The sequence below is a fragment of the Fulvivirga sp. AWR4_260 genome (genome assembly GCF_056158185.1).
Map to the genome: position 1 here is coordinate 2,881,606 of NZ_JBSWSU010000015.1, position 25,505 is coordinate 2,907,110.

General features: G+C 36.4%; 27 protein-coding genes. 15 read left to right on the top strand and 12 right to left on the bottom strand.

The features are described from left to right. Window positions 1-239 precede the first annotated feature (239 nt). Window positions 240-896 carry a peroxiredoxin-like family protein gene (locus ACXACQ_RS18465; RefSeq protein WP_474977464.1) on the top strand — a complete coding sequence of 219 codons (657 nt, stop codon included), beginning with the start codon at window positions 240-242 and terminating at the stop codon, window positions 894-896. Between the two features lie 50 nt (window positions 897-946). On the opposite strand, the gene ACXACQ_RS18470 is transcribed toward ACXACQ_RS18465, so the two are convergent. Next, complete coding sequence (locus ACXACQ_RS18470; RefSeq protein WP_474977465.1) at window positions 947-1,648, bottom strand: VIT1/CCC1 transporter family protein; 702 nt, start codon at window positions 1,646-1,648, stop codon at window positions 947-949. 120 nt (window positions 1,649-1,768) lie between these two features. On the opposite strand from ACXACQ_RS18470, the gene ACXACQ_RS18475 reads away from it, so the two are divergent. The 9 genes from ACXACQ_RS18475 to ACXACQ_RS18515 all read left to right on the top strand — a co-directional run bounded on the left by ACXACQ_RS18475 (window position 1,769) and on the right by ACXACQ_RS18515 (window position 10,269). Further along, window positions 1,769-2,377: an HD domain-containing protein gene (locus ACXACQ_RS18475; RefSeq protein ID WP_474977466.1), complete on the top strand. Its 609-nt coding sequence runs from the start codon at window positions 1,769-1,771 to the stop codon at window positions 2,375-2,377. Between the two features lie 17 nt (window positions 2,378-2,394). Continuing rightward, the gene (locus ACXACQ_RS18480) at window positions 2,395-2,898 is read left to right on the top strand and encodes a hypothetical protein (RefSeq protein ID WP_474977467.1); all 504 of its coding nucleotides are present in this window, start codon (window positions 2,395-2,397) and stop codon (window positions 2,896-2,898) included. Between the two features lie 19 nt (window positions 2,899-2,917). After that, complete coding sequence (locus ACXACQ_RS18485; RefSeq protein ID WP_474977468.1) at window positions 2,918-3,892, top strand: 1-aminocyclopropane-1-carboxylate deaminase/D-cysteine desulfhydrase; 975 nt, start codon at window positions 2,918-2,920, stop codon at window positions 3,890-3,892. A gap of 536 nt (window positions 3,893-4,428) precedes the next feature. Next, on the top strand, window positions 4,429-5,667 hold the full coding sequence (locus ACXACQ_RS18490) for a carbohydrate-binding protein (RefSeq protein WP_474977469.1): 1,239 nt from the start codon (window positions 4,429-4,431) through the stop codon (window positions 5,665-5,667). A 637-nt stretch (window positions 5,668-6,304) separates the two neighbouring features. Then, on the top strand, window positions 6,305-6,727 hold the full coding sequence (locus tag ACXACQ_RS18495; protein ID WP_474977470.1) for a hypothetical protein: 423 nt from the start codon (window positions 6,305-6,307) through the stop codon (window positions 6,725-6,727). Between the two features lie 19 nt (window positions 6,728-6,746). Further along, on the top strand, window positions 6,747-7,448 hold the full coding sequence (locus tag ACXACQ_RS18500; protein ID WP_474977471.1) for a hypothetical protein: 702 nt from the start codon (window positions 6,747-6,749) through the stop codon (window positions 7,446-7,448). A 601-nt stretch (window positions 7,449-8,049) separates the two neighbouring features. Further along, window positions 8,050-8,817 (top strand): sporulation delaying protein family toxin, encoded by a 768-nt coding sequence (locus ACXACQ_RS18505; RefSeq protein ID WP_474977472.1) that lies wholly within the window; start codon window positions 8,050-8,052, stop codon window positions 8,815-8,817. A gap of 7 nt (window positions 8,818-8,824) precedes the next feature. Further along, the gene (locus ACXACQ_RS18510) at window positions 8,825-9,370 is read left to right on the top strand and encodes an SdpA family antimicrobial peptide system protein (RefSeq protein ID WP_474977473.1); all 546 of its coding nucleotides are present in this window, start codon (window positions 8,825-8,827) and stop codon (window positions 9,368-9,370) included. Further along, window positions 9,361-10,269, top strand: a complete 909-nt coding sequence (locus tag ACXACQ_RS18515) for a sporulation-delaying protein SdpB family protein (RefSeq protein WP_474977474.1) — start codon at window positions 9,361-9,363, stop codon at window positions 10,267-10,269. Before ACXACQ_RS18510 ends, ACXACQ_RS18515 begins: the two co-directional genes overlap by 10 nt. A gap of 54 nt (window positions 10,270-10,323) precedes the next feature. On the opposite strand, the gene ACXACQ_RS18520 is transcribed toward ACXACQ_RS18515, so the two are convergent. The 3 genes from ACXACQ_RS18520 to ACXACQ_RS18530 all read right to left on the bottom strand — a co-directional run bounded on the left by ACXACQ_RS18520 (window position 10,324) and on the right by ACXACQ_RS18530 (window position 15,971). Beyond that, the gene (locus tag ACXACQ_RS18520) at window positions 10,324-10,854 is read right to left on the bottom strand and encodes a hypothetical protein (RefSeq protein WP_474977475.1); all 531 of its coding nucleotides are present in this window, start codon (window positions 10,852-10,854) and stop codon (window positions 10,324-10,326) included. A 537-nt stretch (window positions 10,855-11,391) separates the two neighbouring features. After that, window positions 11,392-14,985, bottom strand: a complete 3,594-nt coding sequence (locus ACXACQ_RS18525) for a CheR family methyltransferase (RefSeq protein WP_474977476.1) — start codon at window positions 14,983-14,985, stop codon at window positions 11,392-11,394. After that, complete coding sequence (locus tag ACXACQ_RS18530) at window positions 14,982-15,971, bottom strand: chemotaxis protein CheB (RefSeq protein ID WP_474977477.1); 990 nt, start codon at window positions 15,969-15,971, stop codon at window positions 14,982-14,984. The genes ACXACQ_RS18525 and ACXACQ_RS18530 overlap by 4 nt, the downstream gene beginning before the upstream one ends. 89 nt (window positions 15,972-16,060) lie before the next feature. Between ACXACQ_RS18530 and ACXACQ_RS18535 the strand changes: the two genes are divergently transcribed. Together ACXACQ_RS18535 and ACXACQ_RS18540 are read left to right on the top strand one after the other, a co-directional pair. After that, complete coding sequence (locus tag ACXACQ_RS18535; RefSeq protein ID WP_474977478.1) at window positions 16,061-16,432, top strand: response regulator; 372 nt, start codon at window positions 16,061-16,063, stop codon at window positions 16,430-16,432. Window positions 16,433-16,569: 137 nt separating this feature from the next. Beyond that, window positions 16,570-17,070, top strand: coding sequence for a YciE/YciF ferroxidase family protein (locus ACXACQ_RS18540; RefSeq protein WP_474977479.1), 501 nt, complete (start codon window positions 16,570-16,572; stop codon window positions 17,068-17,070). A 95-nt stretch (window positions 17,071-17,165) separates the two neighbouring features. Here ACXACQ_RS18540 and ACXACQ_RS18545 read toward each other — a convergent pair whose 3' ends face one another. The 4 genes from ACXACQ_RS18545 to ACXACQ_RS18560 are packed head-to-tail and all read right to left on the bottom strand — an operon-like array spanning window position 17,166 to window position 20,310. Next, the gene (locus tag ACXACQ_RS18545; RefSeq protein ID WP_474977480.1) at window positions 17,166-18,146 is read right to left on the bottom strand and encodes an MlaD family protein; all 981 of its coding nucleotides are present in this window, start codon (window positions 18,144-18,146) and stop codon (window positions 17,166-17,168) included. Between the two features lie 14 nt (window positions 18,147-18,160). Further along, on the bottom strand, window positions 18,161-18,907 hold the full coding sequence (locus ACXACQ_RS18550; protein WP_474977481.1) for an ABC transporter ATP-binding protein: 747 nt from the start codon (window positions 18,905-18,907) through the stop codon (window positions 18,161-18,163). Then, complete coding sequence (locus ACXACQ_RS18555) at window positions 18,907-19,683, bottom strand: MlaE family ABC transporter permease (RefSeq protein WP_474977482.1); 777 nt, start codon at window positions 19,681-19,683, stop codon at window positions 18,907-18,909. Before ACXACQ_RS18555 ends, ACXACQ_RS18550 begins: the two co-directional genes overlap by 1 nt. Before the next feature lie 15 nt (window positions 19,684-19,698). Next, entirely contained in the window at window positions 19,699-20,310 is a 612-nt protein-coding gene (locus tag ACXACQ_RS18560; RefSeq protein WP_474977483.1) for a superoxide dismutase family protein, read from the bottom strand. 351 nt (window positions 20,311-20,661) lie between these two features. Here ACXACQ_RS18560 and ACXACQ_RS18565 point away from each other — a divergent pair, with 351 nt between their 5' ends. Then, window positions 20,662-21,000, top strand: a complete 339-nt coding sequence (locus ACXACQ_RS18565; protein WP_474977484.1) for a hypothetical protein — start codon at window positions 20,662-20,664, stop codon at window positions 20,998-21,000. Beyond that, a complete protein-coding gene (locus tag ACXACQ_RS18570) occupies window positions 20,960-21,724 on the top strand; it encodes a tetratricopeptide repeat protein (protein ID WP_474977485.1) in 765 nt (254 codons plus the stop codon). Before ACXACQ_RS18565 ends, ACXACQ_RS18570 begins: the two co-directional genes overlap by 41 nt. A 28-nt stretch (window positions 21,725-21,752) precedes the next feature. Here the strand turns inward: ACXACQ_RS18570 and ACXACQ_RS18575 are convergent, their stop codons facing one another. After that, window positions 21,753-21,962 carry a YtxH domain-containing protein gene (locus ACXACQ_RS18575; RefSeq protein ID WP_474977486.1) on the bottom strand — a complete coding sequence of 70 codons (210 nt, stop codon included), beginning with the start codon at window positions 21,960-21,962 and terminating at the stop codon, window positions 21,753-21,755. Between the two features lie 231 nt (window positions 21,963-22,193). On the opposite strand from ACXACQ_RS18575, the gene ACXACQ_RS18580 reads away from it, so the two are divergent. After that, a complete protein-coding gene (locus ACXACQ_RS18580; protein ID WP_474977487.1) occupies window positions 22,194-22,646 on the top strand; it encodes a sll1863 family stress response protein in 453 nt (150 codons plus the stop codon). A 202-nt stretch (window positions 22,647-22,848) separates the two neighbouring features. On the opposite strand, the gene ACXACQ_RS18585 is transcribed toward ACXACQ_RS18580, so the two are convergent. The 3 genes from ACXACQ_RS18585 to ACXACQ_RS18595 form a co-directional block, all read right to left on the bottom strand. Next, window positions 22,849-23,295 (bottom strand): hypothetical protein, encoded by a 447-nt coding sequence (locus tag ACXACQ_RS18585; RefSeq protein ID WP_474977488.1) that lies wholly within the window; start codon window positions 23,293-23,295, stop codon window positions 22,849-22,851. Between the two features lie 15 nt (window positions 23,296-23,310). Continuing rightward, window positions 23,311-24,075, bottom strand: a complete 765-nt coding sequence (gene yaaA / locus ACXACQ_RS18590) for a peroxide stress protein YaaA (protein ID WP_474977489.1) — start codon at window positions 24,073-24,075, stop codon at window positions 23,311-23,313. A 74-nt stretch (window positions 24,076-24,149) separates the two neighbouring features. Further along, window positions 24,150-25,355, bottom strand: coding sequence for a BaiN/RdsA family NAD(P)/FAD-dependent oxidoreductase (locus tag ACXACQ_RS18595; protein WP_474977490.1), 1,206 nt, complete (start codon window positions 25,353-25,355; stop codon window positions 24,150-24,152). Between the last annotated feature and the right edge of the window lie 150 nt (window positions 25,356-25,505).

Below are 25,505 nucleotides of genomic sequence, written 5' to 3' on the forward strand. Positions count from 1 at the left end.
AAACGTGTATTGCACAGTTCTGTATTACTTCAATATAAACGGTTAGGCGTAGATATTTGCCTTGAAATTAAAGCGGAGAATTATCAGAGCTTATTCTGATATAAATATCTCTATTCTATTTATCAATAAAATAGAAATAAATAACAATCGGGAAGTATATACAAGTAATCAGGAAAATTGAGCATGTATCATAATCAAGTGTGGAGATAAGTTTGTAAAAACATTTTAACGCTATAGCTATGTCTTTACAAGAACAATTGAACACATTAAGAGATCAGGTAAAAGCCATTAACCCGCAAGCAGTAGAAGCTACAGACAAAAATACCGCTAGTTTACAATCTACTGGGTTAATCAATAAAAGTAAGCAAACTGGAGATACAGTAGCAAATTTCACCCTACCAGACGCCACAGGAGTGAAAACAAGCTTAAATGAAGCTTTAAAAAAAGGCCCAGTGGTATTAACCTTTTATCGGGGTACATGGTGTCCTTATTGCAACCTTCAACTCATTGCTCTTCAAAAAGCCTTGCCGATATTTAAATCGCATGGTGCCACATTAATGGCTATATCGCCCGAGTCACCAGACAACAGCTTATCTGCCATTGAAAAAAACAAACTACAATACCCTGTACTAAGCGACCATAATAATAGTGTTGCCAAGGCTTTTGGTATTATATATAAGGTCCCTCCTTACTTAGAAAAGATATATGCCGGTTTTGGTGTTGACATTAAAAAGAAAAACAATGCAGATCAAATAGAACTGCCCATACCCGCAACTTACGTAATTGATGAAGAGGCTCGTATTGTCTATGCATATGCTAACGAAGACCATACTTACCGCCCTGATATTGATGAGGTGATTGAAGCATTAAAAGCCACAAAAAATTCAATTGCCTGATAACCATTTAGTGAGTCTGAACAAGCACCTCAGACTCACTTGTATATTACTTAAAGCACGTTTACATTAAAAAGGTAGCCAACTAAAGCAGTGATACCCATAGCGGCAGTACCCCAAAAGGTTATTCTCAAAATGGCTATTCCTATTTTAGAACCTCCCGCTTTGGCAGCAAAAGAACCGAGTATTAGCAAAAATAGTATAGCAAAACCATACTGTAACCACACCATATATTTTACAGGTAAAAATATAGATACCAAAAGAGGTAAAATACCCCCAAAAGTAAAAGCTGCAGCAGATGCAAAAGCTGCCTGCAAAGGCTTAGCCTGAGTTATTTCATTGATTCCTAATTCATCTCTGGCATGTGCTTCCAAAGCATTATGAGCAGTCAACTCCTCAGCCACTAATCGCGCAGTCTCCTTCTTCAAACCTCTACCTTCATATATTTTAGCCAATTCTGACAGTTCCAGCTCTGGCATTTTCTCCAGCTCTACAGCTTCTCTTTCTAAATCGGCCTTTTCTATATCTGCTTGTGAGCTAACAGAAACATACTCTCCTGCTGCCATAGATAACGCTCCTGCCACCATACCTGCTAAGGCTGCTATTACCACTGACTCCCTATTATGAGATGCTGCCGCCACACCAATGGCAATACTCGCTGTAGACAAAATACCATCATTGGCACCTAAAACCGCTGCTCTAATCCAGCCGCTCCTGTTTACATAATGTTTTTCTAATTGATCTTCTTCATGCATACCAGAAAGCCTTTTTTCCTTTAAACCTTATCATCACACGTTCGTAAAAATTCTAAAACTAAAATAAAAACATCTATCCATACTTTTCTTATAACTTCGTAAGTACTTAAAGTAAAACACATGAATGTAACTATAGATCAAAAAGAATTATCACAAGTTATTGATTTTATCATTGAGGTAGATAAACTAAAAGCAGTAACTAGAAAAGTAAAACCGCTTCATTGCGAAGAAAGGTATGAAAATTCGGCAGAACACAGCTGGCAAATCACCCTACTGGCGCTATCCTTAAGTCAGTACTGCAACAATAAAATAGATATTAATAGAGTTATTTCTATGCTGCTAGTGCACGACATTGGCGAAATAGACACTGGAGATACCATGTTTTTTGTAGAAGGCGGCTGGAAAGAACGGAAAGCAGATGAACTTAAAGCCGTAGAACGCATTTTTAGTTACTTGCCAAAAGAGACTGCAACCAAATTTGTGGCCCTGTGGGAGGAATTTGAAAATGGCGAAACGGAAGATTCAAAGTTTGCCAACGCCATTGATCGAGTAATGCCTGCACTACTCAATATTAATAACAATGGCCAAAGCTGGAATGAAAATGGCATTTCATACGCCACAGTAGTTCGTAAAATACAACCTCCTATAGAAAAAGGATTTCCTCAACTTTGGGAATATATGGAAGCTAAACTAGCAGAAGCAAAAGAAAAAGGATTATTTCCTGCATAATTTTATTCGTACATAATATGCTTAAAAATTCGTATTTAGCAGTTTTTATTATTGCCACAACGATCAGCAGTTGCACTATACTTATTAACAGATATAGCAAAGCCTATGATATAGTAATTGCCCGTGAGCTTCATTTTTATAAGTATTTAAAAACCAATACAAATACTACTAAAGAAGTGTGGCTAGATGAAGATGGCACACACAAAGAAATACTTAGAAATGGTAAGAACAAAATAGAATACCCTGATGGCAGTATTAAAATTATTCAGGTAAGTATGAGCAGTAATAACATCACCAAGCTTGAAACCTACGACACCCTAAAAGATGAGCGCCTGATACTACATAAAGAGTTTTCAATGTCAAAAAATGAATATACTATAACAGCAACAGATTTTGCCAATGAGCAACAAGCGCTTTATGTAGAGAGTTTTACTCCCGGAAAAATGCGCAGCAAGTATTATAACAAGCTAAAAGACAATGCAGGCAACGAGGTTGAAGAGTGGGGCGAACATAGTTATTAATTAAGAGGCCATAAAAATCATGATTAACAAAAAATTTCCTTTGGCTTTTTTGCCTACTCCTATCCACAAGCTACACAACCTTTCACTACTTTACCCTGAGTACAACATCTATATCAAACGAGATGATCAGACTGGGTTAGCAAGCGGAGGCAATAAGACCAGAAAACTAGAATATATTATTCAAAAGGCTATAGATAGCGGTGCTGATACTATAATTACTGGTGGCGCTCAGCAATCAAACCACTGCAGGCAAACTGCGGCTGCTTGTGCCGTGGCCAATTTAGATTGCCATCTTATGCTGGGGGGCTACGAACCAGAAGCTTATCAGGGCAATTTATTACTATCTAAAATGTGCGGAGCTACAATCCATTTTACAGGTGAACACCGCAAAGGAGAAGACATTCCAACTTTGTTCAATACTCTTAAAACTGATGGCAAAATCCCTTACATAGTACCTTATGGTGGCTCTGATGAAACAGGCGCATTAGGATACTTCAATGCCATATCTGAGTTAAAAGACCAATTAGAACAAATGAATATGGTACCCGACTATATCTTTTTTGCATCTTCATCAGGAGGAACACAGGCTGGCCTATTATTAGGGTTAAAACATTACAACCTCACATCAAAACTAATGCCTATAAGTATTGATAAGGAAGAATTAGATGGCAAAACTCTTGAAGACCACATTCTTCAACTGGTTCGTAACGCCTCTAAGGCTCTCCAGCTTCCTTACAAATTTGACAAGGAAGACATTGAGCTAATACATGATTTTGACCACGAAGGTTATGGCACTATTACTGATAATGAAAGAGAAGGTTTAAATGTGCTTGCTACAACTGAAGGAATTATGTTAGATCCAGTATATACAGGAAGAGCTTTCGGAGCAATGCTCAATTATGTGAAGAATAAAAAATTACCCCAAGGTAGCAATATATTGTTTTGGCACACGGGCGGCCTTCCTTCCAACTTCTACTATCATAAAAAATTATAATTTTAGAAAAAAATTCCTTTACCAACTCAGTAAAGGTTCAATCCTTTTAATCTACCTATTCCTACCCTTAATAATGTTCTATACCTAGATATTAACATCTAGCAGTGTAATCGAATGCACAACCGTTATTTTTACACTTAAATTTGTCAACATTTATTACTTGACAAGTACTTCATCATTATTTATTTTCATCCTTAATAAAACCTAAAACCCTTAAAAACCAACTTATTCCACTAAACCCAATTCCCAACAAATGAACTTCAGCTGCCCCAATTTTATGTCACTTCCTGTAGTATCATGTGTCATAATTTACGGATTATAGCCCTCACAGAAGCTAAGCACTACAATTGCAAGTAAACAAAATCTTTACTGAGCCAAAATGGCCAATATAATAGCTGGTGCTCTAGCCTCTTTATCATTATCGCCAGTGCCATTTAGTAGTACTTGGCATAAAACTGCATTGTAAAGTGCACATCAATACCAACAGAAAGAATCCAATAAACAACTATTATATATTAATTTTTAACCCAACTAAAATGAAAGTAAATTTAAAATCAATGAAGTACCTAAGCGGACCCCTTGCCGCATTAGGTATGTTATCAGCCCTATCTGGTTGCGAACCCGATAGTGTAATGCCAGAAGCAAATCTCGAAGGCTCTGGCACCACAAGTGCGAGGGCGCTCTACAACACTCACATTGTTAACTGGGACAATAGAGCTCATGACACCTACAGCTACAACGAAGCCTTGAGTGATTTTGGTAATTTGAGAGGTAACTGGGTAGAGAGCCGATGCTTTAACTCCAATGGCAGATGCAGAATTACCCTACTAAAAAATGCTTTATCGGGCGCAGGAGGTAACATTGTAAATATTGATGTACCTGATGGAGACGCCTACGAAATGGAATACGATGTGATGTTTCATAGTCAGTTTGACTGGAGCCGTGGTGGCAAAGTGGGCTTTGGCTTTCACATAGGAGATGGTAACACAGGTGGTGACCCTGCCTGGGATGGCAATGGAGGAACTCTTCGCATGATGTGGTATAACGATAATGGGTCTGTTTACCTCAAGCCTTATGTATACTTTAAAGACCAGACGTGGGAATATGGAGATGACTTTGGCAAGAAATTTTACATTCAAAAAGCTACGTGGTATCACGTTTACATGCATGTAGAAAGCAACACTGGATCCAATACTGATGGACTAGTAGAAATGAAAATAAACGGTCAAACGGTAGTAAGTATGCCCATAAGATGGACTACCAACGATGCCAAAAGGCTGGTGAGAGAAATAACCTTTCATACTTTTAGAGGTGGTAGCCAAGATTACTGGAAGTCGCCCGAAGATGGATATATCTATTTCGACAACCTGAGTTGGACTAAACTTGAAAAAGGTGGTAATGGCAACAATTCACTTCCGCACATTGAAGCTGAAAGTTATTTTGACATGGAAGGCATACAATCCGAAGACTGTAATGAAGGCGGTCAAAACATAGGCTATATAGAAAGCAATGATTGGATGGCTTACGATGTAAATGTGCCAAAGGATGGGAACTACACTATCAATTATAGAGTAGCGAGTACCTCCTCTGATGGCAGCCTGCAATTAGAAACTTATGGAGGAGGTACCGTGTACGGCACGGTAAACATACCTAACACTGGAGGCTGGCAAAACTGGACTACAATATCACAAACAGTTTGGTTACCCGCAGGACAACATAAGCTTGCTATTAAAGCTGTCAATGGCGGCTGGAATCTTAACTGGTGGGGAAACTAACCAACTACAAATTAACTCATAATAAAGCGGAGATACTCTAATTACTTTAACCATAACTAAAACGATACAGCTTTTAGTTATGGTTAATTTTAGTCTGTTTTCTTACATGAAAATAGCACAATATTCGATCTAAATAATTTAAAAGCTGAGAAATAAATTCTCTTTTTAATACAATTTACACACTAACCTTCATCTAGTTAAATACTGAACTAACACTCATTAGCAGTACTTATATAAGGAGAATTAAGTCTGATTTATTAAATAACCTATATCTTAAAAAAAGTAAATTTTCAGCTTACTAGAAATCAGAGAGTTGTACATAAGGAGGGTAATATATTACTTCAAACAGCAATTTTTCGACTCATTTCCGTGTAAGAAACGCTTAAAATTTACAAATTTTCACATCTTCCTGTAAATCAATTATTTACAAACATAAATAAGATTTGATATTACCTTTTGTCAAAAAAAATCAATTTTCTCATATTATTTCTTTAAAAAAAATTGTTCTCAATTGTTAGAAACCGTTATATTGGATATTATTTTTCTTATCATATCGCAAAGAATAAGATCAGTAATAATGCAATTGAGTTATGTCATCAATCACTATTTTTTAATATTTAATTTAATTTTTTTAGACATGAGTTTATTACAAGACATCGCGAAAAAACATCAAGTTTCTGATTCTCAATTAAAACACTTCACCATTCATGCTACGGATGGCAATCTTGATTATGTGCTAATGCACTATGATGGATTTGTGAGTAGCGATGAATTTATAAAAACATCTAAAGACAGCATGCCTCTATTAAATAGATGTAAGTCTAAGACTGTAATTGTAGATATTGAAACGCTAAAAGTAATGAATAAGGAATCACAAAATTTTGTGAAAGATCAGTGGTTCCCTACTGCTATGAAAAGTGGTATAAGACGCATCGGTTTTGTGAAGCCAAAAGATATTTTTGGTATGGCTTCAATGACCAGTGCTAACAACGGTGTAGAGCAAGTAGAAATGCAATATTTCGATACGCTTGATGAAGCCGTTGTATGGGCCAAGCAATAAACACAACTTAATTTTTTATATGGAAGCTAACGTTACAACTAAAAACATCCAGCAAACATTTAAGGACTGGGAAAAAACATTGAGTGCACATGCTCTATTTTCTTCTATCCAGGAAAAAGGCGCTTTTTTCTTTGTTCCTAAAATGGAATTTTTTGTTGGGTCTTTTAAAGACATCTTACTTTTACTTTCTGAGAAATTTAAAGGTTATGATGACTTAGGTGATGAGATAGCACATCACGCAGAAGAAGATGGCAATCACTGGCAATGGTATTTCAAAGATATTAGCACATTGGCTAATGCTTCTGAAATTAGTGGCACAATTGGCAGAGATGCATTGTGGGGTAATGCAGGAGAAGTAACTCGTATGACTTCTCATAAATTTATTCACATGGCGCAAACTGCTAAGAACCCTTTAGAGGCCATGCTTATTATTGAAGTGCTAGAGTTCGCTTACAAAATCTTCATTGAAGGCTATCAAAAACAGTTAGAAGCAACTTCCATATTCGATAATTTGATCTATTTTGGCCAGCACCACATAGAGGAAGAGTTAAGCCATAGCCATGAAATGTGGGCTGAACTTACTGAAGAGAAATTTGCTGATGTAATTAAAGAATATACAGAAAAGTATAATGTTACTGACGCTCAATGGCAAGAATTGGACAAAAAAAATGATCTTGCTCTAAGCATGTTTAACGACATGTGGTCAGAATGGGCTAAATAAGATAATAAAAGCCTCTGGATTTCAGAGGCTTTTATTATATATACTTTTCTTTATAAGTTCATTTATACTTACATGATCATTACATCTCTCCCCTCCCCCTCAAGCGCCCCTCATTACTATTAGCTATTAGTCAATACTTTACCTCTATTTTATAGTTACATATTCCTTGTCAATTTTAAGACTTATAGTCAAATCGAAACTAAATAAATTATCACCATAGAAGTGAATAAATAAATTGAAATCAATTTATATTTATATTATTAATAATTTTTAAACAAATTAAAGCAATCCCAAGGTTTTAATTACATAAGTTTATCAGTAGCTTCCTACCATTTTGAGCAAACCTGATTTATCTATTTCATCCATTTACTCTTACAATCAGCTATTTATAAATCACTAGCCAAAATTAGTTGAACCTTTAATTATAAATCTTGCCCCAGATTTATACACAGGTGCAGATAGCACTTGCTTCTAATTCTCAATACAAACCGATATCACTAACTTATTTATAACATTCATCGGCCCACTACTTGGTTTAATGAATGTTGTAGCTACTCTTCATGTAGTGCTCATTTCTAATCACACATTTAAAAACACGATTATGAAAGAACTATTAAAAAAAACATTAACCTACTTCTCTCTCACTCTGCTATCTATATTGCTACTCACTTCTTGTAACAATACAGACGGTGATGTATCAACCTCAAAAAGCTATTCAGGACAAGAGATTTTTGAAGGCATTTTCTTTTGGCACGGCAACTTCGCTAACCACATAGAAGTATTAAAACCTGGCGTAGAGCAGCTCAACCTAGGCATGACACCTGAAGCCGAAGTTGAGTTAAGCAACTTCAGAAAAGCCATTATTAATCAGGTAAAAACTATAGATCCTAACTACTTCTCTACCTTAAAAAAGCAGTTGCAATCTGACAACCTATATGAAGTAGAACTTGCGCTAGTAAACGCTCAAAAGATGTTTGATGAAGCAGGTAGGCATACTATCTACTCAGAGCAGTTTAAGCTACTGAGCGAGATAAAGAAGAAAAATGTTAACACTAATGATGAAAGGTTTCAAAACCTAGACCTAACAAAGGCAGAAGATGCAGAAACCTTTGCTCAAATTTTTAAAGAAGACTATAATATAGATTTAGAAAGGGCATACACCCCTGCCGGAAGGGGTCAATGCTTTGCTGTTGCTGTCGTAGCCGTGATCGCTGGGAACATTGCTTTGGTGGTGAATGTAGCTGGTGCATGGAATGCGGCAGTAGCAGCAAATTTTACTTACACTTCTAATTATTCTATTCCTAGGTTTTCTACCACTGATGCGGTATCAAAAGCATTGGTTTCAGAGTTAGCAGAAGCCATTAATTAATCTCATTATGCCTATAAGAAGATTGTTAAGTGTAATATTAATCTGGGGCTTTTGGGTGTCTTTTATTATAGTAATATTAAGGTCTAATAACGCCCCAGACTATCACCTGTCATATGGCACGCGCAAAATAGTGTCTTCCATATTACCTCAGGGTTGGGGATTTTTCACAAGAGACCCCAAAGAAGGAATAACAGAGGCATACAGTTACAATAAGCACCATTTAAAATTGATAACTGTAAGAAATGCTTCAGCAGAAAATTTAGTTGGTTTTTCACGAAATGCCAGATTTGCAGGCATAGACTTAGCCCAGTTACTGAACCAGTCAACTAAAGATATTTGGCATAGTGGCAAAGGCAATTTTAGAGACTTTATCCCTCCAGAGAGCGACACATTATACTTAGAAGAGCCAAATAATACATTTCCTACTGGCGAATATGTACTGTATAGATATGAACCCATCCCTTTCGCTTGGGCCAGCCAGCATCAGGAAGGCTTCAGACCTTTTGCTGTAGCTCATATCATGGTTGTAAATAAAATTTCAATATGCCTCTAATTGAAACAAAAAATATTCACACTAATGTTTATGGCTTAGCCAGATCACTATTGGCTTTAAGCCTACTATTAACCCTGCTATTTACTGATCCCAACAGAAATTTCCCTCAAGAAGTCTATCAAAACAACTATTCTCCTCTTCCATGGAATTTCTTTTTACTAATCGGACACCAACACTTACAAGCGGCCATAGCTATAGCATCTACCCTACTGATACTGATTATAATTGGATATCTCCCACAAATTACTTGTTGGCTGCATGCTTGGCTGGCTATCAGCTACTTTGATATGGCGTTAGTAATTGAAGGTGGTGATCAAATCGCTCAAATTATAGCTATTTTCATAATTCCCATCGCTATCACCGATAAAAGGATAAACCATTGGCATTACACTGATAACTTTAAGGTTAACACTCCATTTTTTTTGCAATATTTTGGCCAAACATGCTATGCAATAATAAAACTACAAGTGGCTGTACTTTACTTTTTTGCCTGTGTAGATAAATTTGGAGTAGCAGAATGGAGGAATGGATCTGCATTTTATTATTGGTTCAATCACAATCCTTTTGGTGCTAATGACACAATCAATTACTTATTGCACTATCTGGTTGAAAATCAATATACCGGCTCCATCATTACGTGGAGTGTTTTAATATTAGAAGCTTCACTTTTTGCAGCTATTTTTATGCAGCAGAAAAACAAAAAAGTGTTATTGATAATTGCCTTGGCTTTTCATTTTTCAATTTTACTAATTCATGGATTAGGAGCATTCTTCTTCGCCATGTCTGCCGCATTAATACTGTATCTATACCCTTATAACAGAAGCATCAAACTCAAACCAAGCTTTATAAAACACTTGAACTTTAAAATAATGAAAAGTAAACTACAACTACTAAGGTAAAAATTTCACTTCCATAATTCCTGAAGGGGCTCTCAATTAGCTTTGAGAGTTCTTTCATTTTAAAATAAAACTTTTTAATGGGGTTAAGTAATCCTTTTGAATAAAGAATATGGACGATTCTGTTCTGTATTCTCCTACAAACTTCACTACACCAGAATTAAATGCTGTATCTAGCACCCTCAAACCAAATGATGAATCTATAAGTGTGTATTTTCTTAAAATAAGCTGTATCAGAGCAATGCCCTCTGTATGAGCGTAACTGTAAGCTGCCTCTGTAAAAGGGGTGGCGGAAAAGCACATAATCTTTTGAGAATACTGAGGAGGAGATTGACACCTGGCACCTTGAAGATAGTCCCTTGTAATAATATCACTGCTATCATTTAAACACAGAACTCTAACAGCCTTTGACTCATCTTCAATATCTAATTCAGAATCAATTGTAAGACAATATCCACTATCACCCTGATCCATTTTAACTTCAGTGTTAATTAAGCTCTCTGATATTTCATTCAAATACCCTAAAACCAATTTTTCAAACACCTCGGCTTTTATAATCGTATTGTTTTGCAAGTTTTCTAGCGCCATAGATTAATGAAAAAATATCCTCTATATAGTTTAGCAACAACTTTACTCCAGTAAAGTTTCGATACTACTAGCACATAGAGAATCAACAATAAGTTCCCATTTTATGCAGTATAATTTAAAGATTTAGTATAACTACTTAGTTGAGACCTCAGCATATACAGGGACATCGTTTCCGTATATTGGAACACTAACTACAAAATATGGAAAATATAGATGCGGCTCTAATTTATAGTGACACAGAAAAAAACAAATCAAATCACTGAAAATCAAACATTTAACATATGAAAGAGCAACCACTAGAATAGGTTTATGCGCTTATTAATTTATGGCAACAGATTTGGTTATAATAAAGCAAGAGTTTTGTTTGTAAGTTAGATAGTTTGGAAGAATGATTGGCGTGGTGGTGAAGTTGATATAGTGATGCAAAGGTGTAAAACTCATGAATAAGATTAAAAGTAGTAACAACTTTGCTTTTGGGTGTAAAATTGTTACTCTCTTAAAAAGGAGCTCAAACACCACGCCATTATTCTTTATTGTTTAAGAGTCCTCTCTTATCCTCAATTTAAATCCTATTGTTGTCCCTTTGTCTCTATCGCTGGTAATAAATACCTCCCCTTCGTGTCTCTCTATGATCTCTTTACTTATATATAAGCCTAAGCCTATACCCCCAGAGTGATTCTTTTCATCTACCTGATAAAAACGGTCGAAAACTTTGTGCATTCTACCCTTATCTATTCCTATTCCTTGATCAACTACTTTTAAAAACACCCAACCATCTTCTGAATAAGTTTGTACGGTAATTTCTTTATCAACCGGAGAAAATTTAACAGCATTAGTTAGAAAGTTAAGAATCACTTGCTCAAGACGCATTTCGTCAGCATAAACCAGCTCCCCTGTAGTACCTTCTAATTTTATAGAATGATCCGATACGGGCTGAAACCCTTCCAATGTATTTACCACAAGGTCATCAAAAGGTAATGGCTTCAGGTCTATTCTTATTTTTCCCGCCTCTAGCCTGCTCACATCCAAAAGATCAGCTATTAAATGATTTAATTTTCTCAAAGACTTAGACGCCTTGCCTATATAAAGCTCTATGCTACTTTTGGCTCCATCTTCTTTCAGCGCCTCTTCCACCAGCTGCACATAAGCATTAATAGAGGTAAGTGGTGTTTTCAGCTCATGGCTGGCCACATTTAAAAATTCGTCCTTTTTCTTTTCTACCAATTTTTGGTCATGAATATCAAGTGCGGCTCCAATCATTCCTAAGAAATTACCTTCTGCATCAAAACGAGGAACACCTTTATCTAACACCCAGCGATAAGCGCCTTCCGTCTCATTCCATAAGCAATATTCTACAGTAAAGCCTCTTTTGTTTTTAATAGCATGCCGCAGAGTACTAGTGTAATCACCTCTATGTTCTTCAAATATTAGATCGGTCCACTGCAAACCTTTAAGTTCATTCATGGTTTTGCCAGTAAACTCTCGCCACTCTTTATTAAAAAAGTTAAACTTATCATCTTTATCATAGATCCAAATAAGAGCCGGCACTAAGTCAGCCACTATCTTAAACCTTTCATTAGATTCCTGCAGCTTGTCGTTTAACTCCTTCAGCTCAGTAATATCCTGAGTCACATACATAATCTTATCTAAGCTACCTGAAAAACTTAAAGGAATGGTATGAATTAAAAAATCGTACCCCCTGAAGGAAAAAGTACCGTGCTGCTGCTTTTGGGTAGCAAATGTTTTGCGAAAGATATCGTTCATAATTTCCCCATTGGCTGCATCAGGGTTTAGTTCACTTAGCTTGGTTCCTAATAATGAATCTCTCACCAAGTTAAATTTATCTAAGCCTTTACCACTCAAAAACTCTACAGTGAGGTCTTTGTTTATAATCCCCATTGTACCATTCGGCAGGTTATCAGTTATGCTCTCATACAACAGTTTTTTCTCCTCTAACCTTTCTTTTGCATCTAGCAATTGCTTTTCCTTCACTACCAGTGCATCATTTACATCTCTAAGTTCATTATTAGCAGTATGCAACTCTTCGTTGGCCGATTGAAGCTCTTCATTAGAGGTCTCCAACTCTTCATTGGAGCTCTTCAACTCTTCATTGGCAGACTGTAGTTCTTCGTTTAATGATTGAAGCTCTTCATTAGAAGTCTCTAATTCCTCAGTAAAAGTCTGTAAATGCTCACGAGCAGCCGCTAATTCTTGCTCCAGCTCTTGTATTTTAATATTTGAATAACCGTCAGTAGATATCCTATCGTCTAAATACTTGTACACACCTTCTTGGTCTATACTCTCGAATATTACCATAAAATATTCCAGAATAGTGCCGCTATACATCATAGGAAGCACTCGTAAGCGCACATAATGCACCCTATCAAATAATGTAAACCTGATCACATTTCCCGATATTGGCTGGCCACTTTTTTTAGCCCTGGTAATTAGCGCTCTTAAATCAAGTACTATTTCCCTATTGGCCATTTTGTATAAGTTGGTACTCATAGCACCCTCACCTATCTCTAAGTATAACCTTACACTACCATGTATCTCTTTAATTTCAGCATTCTCATTAATGACTACCCATGGGTGTGGAAAATGCAAAAACAAAGTATACTTAGCAATGCTCGACAGTGTTGCATTATTAGGATCATTGATACTAGTTTTACTCCCAACTCTACCTTCATTTTTAGGTTTTGTGAATTTTAACGAGTACAATGGATTATCTACAGACCTTTTAAAAACTTTATGCTTAGCATCTACCTTATGAAATAAATCATGTGTTACGCTTACACTTTCTGATTTACCCAAAAACAGCAATCCTCCTGACTTTAGAGAATAATGAAATATATTTAGGGTTTCTTTTTGCAGGTCATTGTTAAAATAAATCAACAGGTTACGACATACTACCAAGTTAAGCTTTACAAAAGGTGGGTCTATGGTGATATCATGCCTTGAAAATAAAACATTCTTTCTGATAAATTTTTTCACTTCATAATTTCCATCAATCTGATCAAAGTATTTATCAATCATGGAATCTGGCAAATTATGGAGCCTATCTTCACTATACACCCCTCTACGGGCAAATTCTAACGCTTTTTCGTCCAGGTCTGTAGCGAATATTTGCAAATTCCTTTTATCTAAACTATCTCCCAATAGCTCATGAATAAGTATAGCTATAGAATAAGGCTCTTCGCCTGTGGCACATCCAACAGACCACACCCTTATAGACTCTCCATATGCCAATGAAGAGAAGTACGCTTTTAGATTAGCCGAGAGCGTATCAAAAGCCTCTGCGTCTCTAAAAAACTCTGTAACACCAATTAGTACTGTGGAAAAGAGAGTATCTATCTCACTTTCATTATGCTGAATATACTTTACATATTCTCCCAAATCTTTTAACTCCAAGGCTTCTATACGCTTATCTATTCTGCGCATAATTGTTGAAGATTTATATTGAGAAAAGTCGGTTCCGGTTTTTTTAGCTAATAGGTCAAAAATAAAGCCTATTTCCTGCATGTTCTCCAAATCTGAAGTAATGTGTTTATGATTATTTATATAATTATCAATTTCTTTTAATATCTCTCCAGGGTAAAGAATTTTATGATAATATCCATTATCAATTACTACCTCTGGGAGATGAGGATACTTAGCTGAGTCAGGATGTTGCACCACACAAAGTAGATCCTTATCATATAGCGCTTTAGCTCCTGCTACACCATCTTTCATCATTCCTGAAAGAATAACCCCTGCTATGTAATATGCTTTTGACTTAGAAAGAGATGTGAAGAAATCATCAATAGAAGGCACACTCAAATGTTCTTTGGGCAACCCTGCAAGCTTGATACTCTCCCCCACCAAGCTTATCAACTTATTGGGTGGTGTTACATAAACAACACCCGCCTTTGGCTCTTGCCCATTTTCAGCTTCTATAACCTGCCAGGCACATCTTTGATTCAAAATACTTACTAAATTACTAGGGTATTCAAGACTTAAATGCTGAGCAATTATAATACAAAAATACTTTTTATTTAAATTATCTATATATGATAAACATTCACTAATGGCATTTAGCCCACCAGCCGAGGCTCCAATGCCTACGACACACAGTTTCTCCTTCTTACTCATTCGCTAAGCTTAAGTATGCTTTTTAATTTTTGGATATGTTTTGCGGTATCATTTACCTTTTCAGAATAGTTCTCGAACATCTTCTCATGTCCTCTTGCTTTATAGTCATTACATATTTTAGATTGCAACAACAGTTTCTCCTCTAATGTACGAAGTGCCACCCACAATGCTTCCTCCATGGCCAAATCTTGTGACTCAGCCAACGCCTGATCTGTAAAACCATGCCCTACGTGACACCTATATCTACTCACCTTATCGCCTTGCATTTTCCATAAAGGGCCTCCACAATCGGGACAGCTTAATGTTGTGCCCTCGCCTATTTTATTGTCAATTAACTTGGCATGACTTCCGATGCGTTTTGTAATATTTAACTCGCGCATTACTGAAGGAGATAGTCTCTTTAGTGGAGGCAATGGATTTTTAACCAATTTAATGAGTTGTGCACTTATTTCGTTTAAAGCCAAGCAATAATCTGGTTTTACCAATTCTTTAGCCAAATTAGGCATATCAGGAAACTCAGCAGTTTCAGGGTCTTGCACAATAGTGTATGCTCCGCTATTTTTCAATGCAACCATACCAGAGGTACCATCATTGAGCCTGCCCGTAAGTAAAACACCAATAGTTTTATTGCCTTGATTTACGGCACTGCTTCTAAATAAAGGATCAATGGCTGGACGAAACCTGTTTTCCTTAGGCCCTTTATTCAGAAATAATGTATTTTCTTCAACCAATAGGTGGTAATCGGGCTGTGGCACATAAAGCACCCCCTGCTCTATTTCCATTCCATGTGCAGCTATCTCCACCCTTAAATTCAGCTGCTTGTTCAAATATTCAGAATACCACACCGTGGGCGCTTCTGGCGCAGTATGAAGCACAGCTATAAAAGCCGCATTGATATCAGCAGGAATATCTCTCAATATTTCAATCAATGCACTGTGTCCACCTGCTGAGGCACCTATAACTATCACTCTGGTTAATTCATCCATATATATGTTGTCATACTTAATAGATGATATTCAATTATCATTCCTAGCATTATTATTGAATTACATTGTTAAAAACTCGATAAACAACTATGAACAAAAAAATTCTTGTGTGCGATAATGATCCTGACATTTCAGAGCTAATAACGCTTATTCTAACTACCAGAGGCTATAATGTATTTACGTCTGAGAACTGTGATAACCTACCTGAAAAGATAGAGAAATACGACCCAGACTTAATTATTATGGATTTATGGATTCCTGAAATAGGAGGCGAAAAAGCTACACAATTGTTGAAAAAGTCCTCGGAGCATAATCACATTCCTGTATTAATAGTAAGTGCTAATAACGAAATAGCGGCCATTGCTAAAAGAAGTGGCGCTGAAGACTATCTACCTAAACCGTTTGCCATCAATACGCTTGTAGATAAAATAAACTCACAACTTCATAGCAATGTAGCTTAATATTTAAGTATAACAGCGCTCATCTACTATGGAAGATGAACGCATAACCTATTGGTGTTCTGAAAGATATTTTGTATATTCTAAAACTACACAAGGTTATACCTGATGATCATATATAATTATTAAACGCTACAACTATGATTAAAAATAATAAAATGCAATCGCTGGAAAATCTATTTGAATATCAACTAAGGGATTTATACAGCGCTGAAATACAATTAACTGAAGCACTGCCCGAAATGGCTGAAAAGGCTTCTAGCAGAACGCTCAGGAATGCCTTTTTAGAATTACTAGATGAAACTAAGAAGCACACCGTACGCTTACGTGAAATCTGCAAAGAGTTGAACATTAAGCCCACTGGCGAAACATGCCATACCGTAGAAGGATTAATTAATGATATTAAAACCATGATTCATAATGATGCTTCACCTGAAGTATTGGATGCAGCGCTGCTTTCTGATACCCATAGAATTACCCATTATGAAATAGCGTCTTATGGTACTGTTTATTCCTTTGCCGAAAAGTTAGGCTACTCGCATATAAAAGGTAAAGTAGCCGTGTCGCTAAAAGAAGAAAAAAAGAAAGACCAAGTATTATTAGAATTAGCCTACACCATTAACTCCAAAGTAAATGTTTAACACACCTAGTTATAAAAAATAGACTGCCCTTTTTACTTTCAAGCAGTCTATTTTTAATTTACTCGAGTTAATAATATTCGATTAAGTCTTTAAAATCAATTATTCTGTTTCTCGCCTTTCTTATTCTTATCTTTTTTTGTAAATAGATTTAACAGCCAACTATTATTAATAGTAGTCATAACTTCGTCTAAATCTTCCGTTCCCTCTCGCACATTTATTATCGTTTCTTCAATATTTTTTGCTACAGTGCTATCGTTCAATAGCTTATCAATAGCCCCTTTGCTTTCGTTTAATCTAGTCATAAATTGATCTAGTTCACGACTGGCTTTGGCCAAATTTCCTCCCGCATAACTTACAGAATCAAAAGCATTGTCCATCTGGTTACTCCAAGTAGAGTCATTGAGAGCTTTTGCTATTATTCCATTTCCTTTGTTGATTTTATAAGCAGCCTGCTGAATTTGGCTTGTAATACCTTCAGCATTAGCCGTACTCTGTTCTAAGGAAGCCACCATTAGCTCCACTTTACTGGCCAAGGTAGTATCAGTTACTACTTTACCCAGCAGACCTTCAGAATTTTTAATCTGATCACTTATAAACACCAGATTATCAGTGAGTTTTTTAGCATTATCAGAAGTTTCCTTGAAGGAAGATATTACATCATCCATACTTACGGGATTCTTTGATTTCAACATATCTCCTTTATCAATTGCATCTTCTGAAGGTGAGCCTGAAGAAATAGTCACGATCTTATTTCCCATCAACCCATCAGAAACGATACTAGCAATGGCATCTTTTTTAATGAACTGACTAGCATCTTTGTTAATAAGCAAAATAGCCTTAACAGTACTGTCACTTTCTATATCTATACTTTTAACCGTACCCACTTTTATACCTGAAAACTGCACATTATTTCCAGCTTGCAAGCCACTTACATTTTTAAATGTAGCAGCCACGGTTATTTTACGACCAAACAGCTGCTGCTGACTGCCGATGTAATATACTATTCCAATAAAAAACACTAAGCCCATTATTATAAATATGCCTAGCTTAATATCTTTATTTCTTTTGTCTTTCATATTTATAGGCTTTATTAATTGAAAAATGCTTTGAGCCAGTTGTCATCTGTACTTTCCAGCTCATCGAAAGTACCTTCATACTGAAAAGTCCCCTCTTTAATAACCTTCATTCTGTTAGCGGTAATTCTAGCGCAGGTCATATCATGAGTGATTATTATTGAAGACATCTCATACTTGTCCTGCATTTCTAATATTAAATGACTTATCTCTTTAGAAGTGGAAGGGTCAAGCCCCGTAGTTGGCTCATCATAAAGCATAATCTCAGGCCTAAGTATTAAAGTTCTGGCCAGTGCAATACGCTTTTTCATACCACCAGATAATTCTGCAGGCATTTTATACCGAGAATCTTCTAGCCCTACATTTTCCAATGATTCCACAATTCTGTCTTCAATCTCCTCAGACGATAGCTGTTCTGGTATACGCTCTAAGGGAAATCTTAAATTTTCATCAACCGTCATGGCATCATACAATGCACCTCCCTGAAATAAAAAGCCAACTTTACGCCTGTATTCATTCAATTCGTCATCACTGCTAAGCGCAAGCACGTCCTTACCAAGCACGTTAACCTCACCTTCATCGGGTGTTATGAGTTTAACTATACACTTAATCATTACTGATTTGCCAACGCCACTTTTTCCAAGTATTACAAGATTTTCTCCCTTTAAAACATCCAAGTCCACCCCTTTGAGTATTTCCTTTTCTCCAAAGGATTTCTTCACTCCTTTCAGTGTAATTACATTTTGTTGCTTATTCCCTACCATTATAAAAAGAGTTGTGTGATTTGGACCGCCACTAAATCGATAATGAAAATGAACATTGAAGAAACCACCACAGCACTATTGGCCGCATTACCCACACCAGTAGTTCCCTTAGAGGCATTAAAGCCCTCATGGCAACCAACTATGCCTATGGCAAAACCAAAAAAGAAAGTTTTAATGGTGGCAGGAGCAATATCACTAAAAACCAAAGCCCCCAAAGACTGATGAAAGAATAATGTTGGACTTACGTCTCCTTCAAGATTTACGCCAATATACGACCCTACTAACGATACTGCATCGGCATAATACACCAATATAGGTACCATAAAAGTAGCCGCAACAACTCTACTTACCACCAAGTAATTATAAGCATTAGCTCCAGACACTGTCATGGCATCTATTTGCTCTGTCACTTTCATAGAACCCAGTTCTGCCCCTATACCCGAGCCTACTTTACCTGCACAAATCAAAGCCGTTAAAACAGGACCAATTTCACGAATGATAGAAATAGAAACCATAGCCGGAAGCCAGCTTTCTGCACCAAACTGCTCTAAGGTTGGTTTAGTTTGCAAGGTCATGACCATGCCGATAATAAAGCCAGTAATACCAACTAAAAACAACGACTGATAGCCCAATTTATACGCCTGATTCAACATTTCTCGCCACTCAAATCGTCCTTTAAAAACTTGCCGAAAAAAGCGCGTTATAAAACGGCCTATTCCGGCAACATTGGTAAAGAAATGCTTGAACGAATCAGGTAAAGATTCTATCAATTTCATTGACAATATTTTAGCTTATGATTTAAGTTTTATCACACCACACCCCACTCTGTTGCCTGCGTTACCCGATGGCTGAGAGGTAAAATCATCTGCGCCATCATGAATAATGATAGCATGCCCTACTACATTAGAATCTTCATCTCCTCCTACTGACCAATCATCAGCAGTTACAGTATAGGTACCTGTACCGTCTTTATCCACTTCCATATTACCAATATCACCTTTATGGAAGGTGCCTGTACCTCTCTTTCCGTGCTCTACACCTGTAGGATTCCAATGCCCACCTGCTGACTTACCGTCTGCTGCGCTACAATCTCCCTTTTCATGAATGTGCACAGCATGCTTGCCTGGTGTAGCATTTTGCACCTTAATTTCAAACATTACTTTACCATCTTCTGTCTGTGTAAATGTACCCGACCCGGTAAGGCTACTGCCTGACTTAGCAGCAATATCGAATGTGGCCACCTTTTCCATTACCTCAGCATCTGCCATAGTTATCTGCTCTGAAGTATTGCTTTCCACATCTTCGCTCTGCATATCTTCTTTATTATCTTTATGACCAGAGTTACAAGCAAAAGTGGTCGTCATTACACCGGCTATTAATAAGTAGCTTCTTAATTTTCTCATAGTTATTTTGTTTGTGTTGATTACAATCAATAAACTACAAGGACAATGTCGTGCCAATTCTAACTAACGCTCCCATTGCATTAAATAAGCCTTATGATAAAAAAATGATTGATACAAATGCCCAAAACGTGGTAAATATTTCGATTTTGGGCAATAAAATTCACACTCACTGCTTGGGCAATAGAAATAGAAAGTAGCGTATTTTCTACGCATTCCAAACTGCCAATTTTAAAAGAGAGGAACAATATTATTGTAAGACACTCATAATATTAGTCGGGATTTTACAGTTAAGCTATAAAGCATTTCTTTTTTTGAGGAAAAACAGACTAATTTGCAATCAACAATATTTTATTGAGACGTATTTTCTACATATCATGGTTAATCATATGCCTGTTAATAAGTTGTAACAGTTCAAAGTACTATACTGTAAAACATATTAAACCGGTAAACCGACATAGCTTTTTTAACCGCAAAAAAGACAAAAAGAAAAAGCGAGTCAAATACGTAAAGGTTAAAATTTTAAAGGAATCCACTACAGTAAAACCTGCTAAGAATAAACCTCCCAAAAAGAAAAAGGAGAAAGAGAAAGATAAAGATAAAAGCAAGGAAGAAAACGTAGAAAATTTAAATAATAGCGAAAGCACTCCTTATGAGTCAGACAGCACAGCAACACAACAAGAAGGGTATTGAGTTATGTGAAGCTTCTAACTACACGGAAGCTGTTAATGAATTTAGCAAAGCGCTAGCTATAGACTCACAACATACCGAAGCTTTATACAATAGAGCTAAAGCATATTTCAGGTCTAAGCAATTTCCCAAAGCATTAGAAGATTTTGACACCTTAATAGATCGCTTCCCAACTCAAGCGTTTTATTATAGCGAAAGAGCAGTGGCTCTTCACCTATCTGGTGATAGTGAACTTGCCATGAAAGATTTAGACAAAGCAGTAGAACTAGAGCCCAATAAACCTTTTAGATATAGCAGCCGAGCCTTTATAAGAGATAAAATGGGCGATACTAAAGGTGCTATTGCTGATTATGAGAAAACCATAGAACTGGACCCCGATGATGCTATAGCCTACAATAACAAGGGCATTGCTGAAGAGAAATTAGGACATCTAGAAAAATCTAAAAAAAGCTTTGCTGAAGCAGACAAGAGAGATCCCGCAAAAGTAAACTCTTCAAAAGTAGCACAGACCACCTCTCCTAAAATTAAGGAAGAGAAAATACCTGAGCCACAGCCTCAAGTGGAAATTAAACAGGCAGTAAAAGAAAAAACGCAAGAGCCAGCCCCCACTCAACAAGAGAAGGTAACATTAAAAGGCTATTTTAAAACGTTAAAAGGACTACTCACTGACAAGAACGAAAGAAAAGAATTTACTCAGTTCTTAAAAAACATAAATAAGAAAAAATAAGAAAGGCCCTGATCAGGGCCTTTTTTTATTAAAGATTTTCTGCCACTTTTTCAACCTTCTGCTTCGCCTTCTCTTTGGCTTTTTCTGTAGCATTAAATATTTCATCCAATCTTTTATCTACCGAATCTTCTATTAATTTAATTGTGTCAGATCCCTTACGAGGTGCCAACAATAGCCCTGCGAGTACGCCTGCTCCTACTCCCAAAAGAGTACCTAATATTACTTTTCCATTTTCCATAATTAAAGAGTTTATTCTTACTTAAGATACAAAATTGTACCACAATTTCCTTGACATTAATCATGATAATTAGCTGATAAAAGTTCATATAAAGTAGATATTCAGTCTCAGTTGGTGGGTCAAATATTCCACAAATTAAATCTTACACCATCAAATAAATGCCAAATAGCCACATTTTGCTATGGCACATCTTTTTCATAATCATTTTTAAACAATGAAAAAGATCAAACTATGAAAACTTCGAATTTTCTTAAAATAATGACTGCTGGCGCAATATCATTTTCAGTAATGACAGCATGCACGCCTAGCAATAATAATGGTGAGCAAGGAGACAAAATGGAGATATCCAAAACGGAATTCCAAAAAGAAAGAGATGAGCTCAAAGCTGACATTCAAGATGAAATGAACCGATTAGATCAACGTATTGATAGATTCCAAGCTAGAAAGAAAGACCAAGCTGATGAATTGAGCGATGAAGCAGAGAAAAAATACGACCAGTTAGTCGACAACCTAAAGGAAAAGAAAAAAGAGCTTAAAAAAGAGATGGATGATATTGATGACTCCACTCAAGATAATTGGGACAACACTAAAGATGATATTGAAGATGGATTTGAAAATGTAAAAGCTTCAATCCAAAAAGCTGCCGATGATGTAGAAGATTTTTTTGAAGGCAACAACGGCTAATAGAAAAACTTAATTCATAACCACTAATTCATTAAGACATATGTTCAGATTATTTTTACCCGCCCCGTTTATTTTAGCCCTCACTTGGACTATACTACACATTGTGGTTGGTTTAGGTACCTGGACTTATGTCTTTCTTATTAGTAGCTTATGCATTTTATTGTATAAAATACATAAGTATAACAAAACTCCATATTATTAATTAACTGGCAGATTCAGCCATTTTCTTATCAAAATACCTTCTGTATTGCCATTTTCGAGGAGAAAACACTATAAATATGAGCGGATAAACGATCAAATCCAGAAACAAAGAATTGGTTTTATAAAATATATCCTCAATAATATAAGTCCCTTCAGGTTGAGTGCAAACAATATGCTTGTGCCTCCATTTTTTTAAGCCAAAAGGCAATTGCACACCTCTATCAACAAAATAGCTGTAATCTCCATTTTCATGATAATCAACTATTTTACTGATCCATTCTGTTTTAGGAAACTTAAATGAAAGGTGAACAATACTGCCCTTTTTGGAACCTCCGTATTTTTCTACTACAGCATTTTTGGGAAGTAAATATTCAAAAAGCTCCCGATCAAACGTTCGGAACACCTCAATAACGGCCCCTTGCACCTTAGTTTTTATTATAATTCTCATAGGCCGCAGTTAATATTATCCTCTTTTAAACGCTAATTTATTTGCTGTCGATTCTTTATCATCAAATTCATACCCATCATAATCAAAGGCTTTTAAAGTTTCTATATCCTTAATGCTATTTTTGATCATATAACGAGCCATCATACCTCTTGCTTTTTTAGCAAAGAAAGAGATCACTTTATATTTTCCAGACTTAAAGTCTTTAAATTCCACATCTACGATTGTACCTTTCAAAGCTTTTTTATCTACCGCCTTAAAATACTCTTGCGATGCCAAGTTCACAAGCACATCATCACCCTGAGCTTGCAAATCCTTATTCAAAGCATTTACAATATCTGTTTTCCAATACTCATAAAGATTTTTGCATCCATCTACAGGTAACGATGTGCCCATCTCTAACCTATAAGGCTGTATTAAGTCCATAGGTCTAAGCAGACCATACAATCCACTTAAGATCCTAAAGTGCTTTTGGCTAAATTCAAGATCCTCCTCTGAGAAATCTTCAATTTCCAAACCCTGATATACATCTCCTTTAAAGGCAAAAGCCGCAGGTTTAGCATGTGCAGGATCTTTCTTTTTAGTAAAGTTATGATACCTTTCTACGTTAAGCTCAGCCAAATTCTGACTTATACTCATCAAGTCTTGAATCTGCGCCTCGCTCTTTTTCTTTAATTCATCTATAATAACCAATGCTTCTTTTTGAAATCGAGGCAAAGTAGTATCTACTTTAACTTCTGTTTCAAAATCGAGGCTTTTGGCAGGAGAAACTATTGCTATCATTATATTAAATCCGTGTTAAAACGACAAAATTAAGGCACAACCATTAGTTATACAATCTTCAACAACATAAGCACTTACTGCAACTTACCAGCTATAAAACCTGTAGTCCAAGCTGCCTGAAAATTGAAACCTCCTGTTACTCCATCGATATCCAACACTTCACCTGCGAAATATAACCCGGGCACTTTTTTACTTGCCATAGTTTTTATATCCACATCTAAGAGGCTTACGCCACCACAAGTAACAAACTCATCTTTAAAAGTAGTCTTACCTTCTACTTGATAAACATCGTTAATAAGAAGGTTGCACAGTTTATTAATGCCTTTGTTACCCAATTCTCCCCAAGTGATATCTGTTCTTAATTCTATCTTGTTTATTAAAAATTCCCACAAACGGCTAGGTATATCAAAAACACCACCGTTCATTACTTTACGTTTGGAATGCAAATTCTGTTGCTTTTTTATCAGATTTAGAACTTCTTGCTCTTTATTGGCCACCCAATTAACCTGAATTTTAAAGTTATACCGATTAATGCTCAAGTCTCTGGCACCAAAAGCTGATAGTTTGAGCACTGCTGGCCCACTCATTCCCCAATGTGTGATCAGCAGTGGCCCTGAAGCACTTAACTTAGAACCTTGCACTTTTACTTCTACATTAGGCACTGATAAGCCCATATATTGTTTAGCCTTTTCATGTGGCATATTAAAGGTAAACAAAGAAGGAACAGGCGTACTTATTTCATGTCCAAGATCAGAAAGCCACTTAAATCCTGACATTTTAGGGCTGCCCCCTGTTGTCACTATGACTTTATCTACCACTAAATCGGGCTGTTTGGTAATGCACAACTTAAACTGCGCTCCATCCCTTTCTATAGCATTTACTTCCTTGTTCTTTTGGATGATTACATTCAGCACTTTACACTGTTGTAGAAAACAGTCAATAATGGTTTGAGAATCATCAGTAACTGGAAACACACGATTATCTGCTTCTGTTTTTAACTCCACTCCTCTTTGCTCAAACCACTCAAAAGTATCCTTAGGCTGAAATTGACCAAAAGCCTTTTTTAAGGCCTTCTCTCCTCTAGGATAAAACTTAGCTAGCTGCGATGCCACAAAACACGCATGCGTAACATTGCACCTTCCTCCACCCGACACTTTAACCTTAGCAAGCAGCTTAGAAGTCTTTTCTAAAATGATAACTTCGGCTTCAGGATAATTTTGCTTACACGCCATGGCTGCAAAAAAACCTGCGGCACCTCCTCCTATAATAGCTACTTTCATTAACATATATGTATTTACGTCAACTACAAAGTTGCGGAAAAGCCACAATTTGGGGAAAATATAACCTTACAAATGTTGATAGTAACCATATATTTCAGTTTTAGAGCCTTTATAGCCGAAGGCATAAATTTTGAACTGGTTTAATCAAAA

Excerpts from the sequence above, each read along its gene's own strand:
- ACXACQ_RS18465 (WP_474977464.1), top strand. The coding sequence starts at position 240 with ATGTCTTTACAAGAACAATTGAACACATTAAGAGATCAGGTAAAAGCC.
- ACXACQ_RS18470 (WP_474977465.1), bottom strand. The coding sequence starts at position 1,648 with ATGCATGAAGAAGATCAATTAGAAAAACATTATGTAAACAGGAGCGGC.
- ACXACQ_RS18475 (WP_474977466.1), top strand. The coding sequence starts at position 1,769 with ATGAATGTAACTATAGATCAAAAAGAATTATCACAAGTTATTGATTTT.
- ACXACQ_RS18480 (WP_474977467.1), top strand. The coding sequence starts at position 2,395 with ATGCTTAAAAATTCGTATTTAGCAGTTTTTATTATTGCCACAACGATC.
- ACXACQ_RS18485 (WP_474977468.1), top strand. The coding sequence starts at position 2,918 with ATGATTAACAAAAAATTTCCTTTGGCTTTTTTGCCTACTCCTATCCAC.
- ACXACQ_RS18490 (WP_474977469.1), top strand. The coding sequence starts at position 4,429 with ATGAAAGTAAATTTAAAATCAATGAAGTACCTAAGCGGACCCCTTGCC.
- ACXACQ_RS18495 (WP_474977470.1), top strand. The coding sequence starts at position 6,305 with ATGAGTTTATTACAAGACATCGCGAAAAAACATCAAGTTTCTGATTCT.
- ACXACQ_RS18500 (WP_474977471.1), top strand. The coding sequence starts at position 6,747 with ATGGAAGCTAACGTTACAACTAAAAACATCCAGCAAACATTTAAGGAC.
- ACXACQ_RS18505 (WP_474977472.1), top strand. The coding sequence starts at position 8,050 with ATGAAAGAACTATTAAAAAAAACATTAACCTACTTCTCTCTCACTCTG.
- ACXACQ_RS18510 (WP_474977473.1), top strand. The coding sequence starts at position 8,825 with ATGCCTATAAGAAGATTGTTAAGTGTAATATTAATCTGGGGCTTTTGG.
- ACXACQ_RS18515 (WP_474977474.1), top strand. The coding sequence starts at position 9,361 with ATGCCTCTAATTGAAACAAAAAATATTCACACTAATGTTTATGGCTTA.
- ACXACQ_RS18520 (WP_474977475.1), bottom strand. The coding sequence starts at position 10,854 with ATGGCGCTAGAAAACTTGCAAAACAATACGATTATAAAAGCCGAGGTG.
- ACXACQ_RS18525 (WP_474977476.1), bottom strand. The coding sequence starts at position 14,985 with ATGAGTAAGAAGGAGAAACTGTGTGTCGTAGGCATTGGAGCCTCGGCT.
- ACXACQ_RS18530 (WP_474977477.1), bottom strand. The coding sequence starts at position 15,971 with ATGGATGAATTAACCAGAGTGATAGTTATAGGTGCCTCAGCAGGTGGA.
- ACXACQ_RS18535 (WP_474977478.1), top strand. The coding sequence starts at position 16,061 with ATGAACAAAAAAATTCTTGTGTGCGATAATGATCCTGACATTTCAGAG.
- ACXACQ_RS18540 (WP_474977479.1), top strand. The coding sequence starts at position 16,570 with ATGATTAAAAATAATAAAATGCAATCGCTGGAAAATCTATTTGAATAT.
- ACXACQ_RS18545 (WP_474977480.1), bottom strand. The coding sequence starts at position 18,146 with ATGAAAGACAAAAGAAATAAAGATATTAAGCTAGGCATATTTATAATA.
- ACXACQ_RS18550 (WP_474977481.1), bottom strand. The coding sequence starts at position 18,907 with ATGGTAGGGAATAAGCAACAAAATGTAATTACACTGAAAGGAGTGAAG.
- ACXACQ_RS18555 (WP_474977482.1), bottom strand. The coding sequence starts at position 19,683 with ATGAAATTGATAGAATCTTTACCTGATTCGTTCAAGCATTTCTTTACC.
- ACXACQ_RS18560 (WP_474977483.1), bottom strand. The coding sequence starts at position 20,310 with ATGAGAAAATTAAGAAGCTACTTATTAATAGCCGGTGTAATGACGACC.
- ACXACQ_RS18570 (WP_474977485.1), top strand. The coding sequence starts at position 20,960 with ATGAGTCAGACAGCACAGCAACACAACAAGAAGGGTATTGAGTTATGT.
- ACXACQ_RS18575 (WP_474977486.1), bottom strand. The coding sequence starts at position 21,962 with ATGGAAAATGGAAAAGTAATATTAGGTACTCTTTTGGGAGTAGGAGCA.
- ACXACQ_RS18580 (WP_474977487.1), top strand. The coding sequence starts at position 22,194 with ATGAAAACTTCGAATTTTCTTAAAATAATGACTGCTGGCGCAATATCA.
- ACXACQ_RS18585 (WP_474977488.1), bottom strand. The coding sequence starts at position 23,295 with ATGAGAATTATAATAAAAACTAAGGTGCAAGGGGCCGTTATTGAGGTG.
- yaaA (WP_474977489.1), bottom strand. The coding sequence starts at position 24,075 with ATGATAGCAATAGTTTCTCCTGCCAAAAGCCTCGATTTTGAAACAGAA.
- ACXACQ_RS18595 (WP_474977490.1), bottom strand. The coding sequence starts at position 25,355 with ATGAAAGTAGCTATTATAGGAGGAGGTGCCGCAGGTTTTTTTGCAGCC.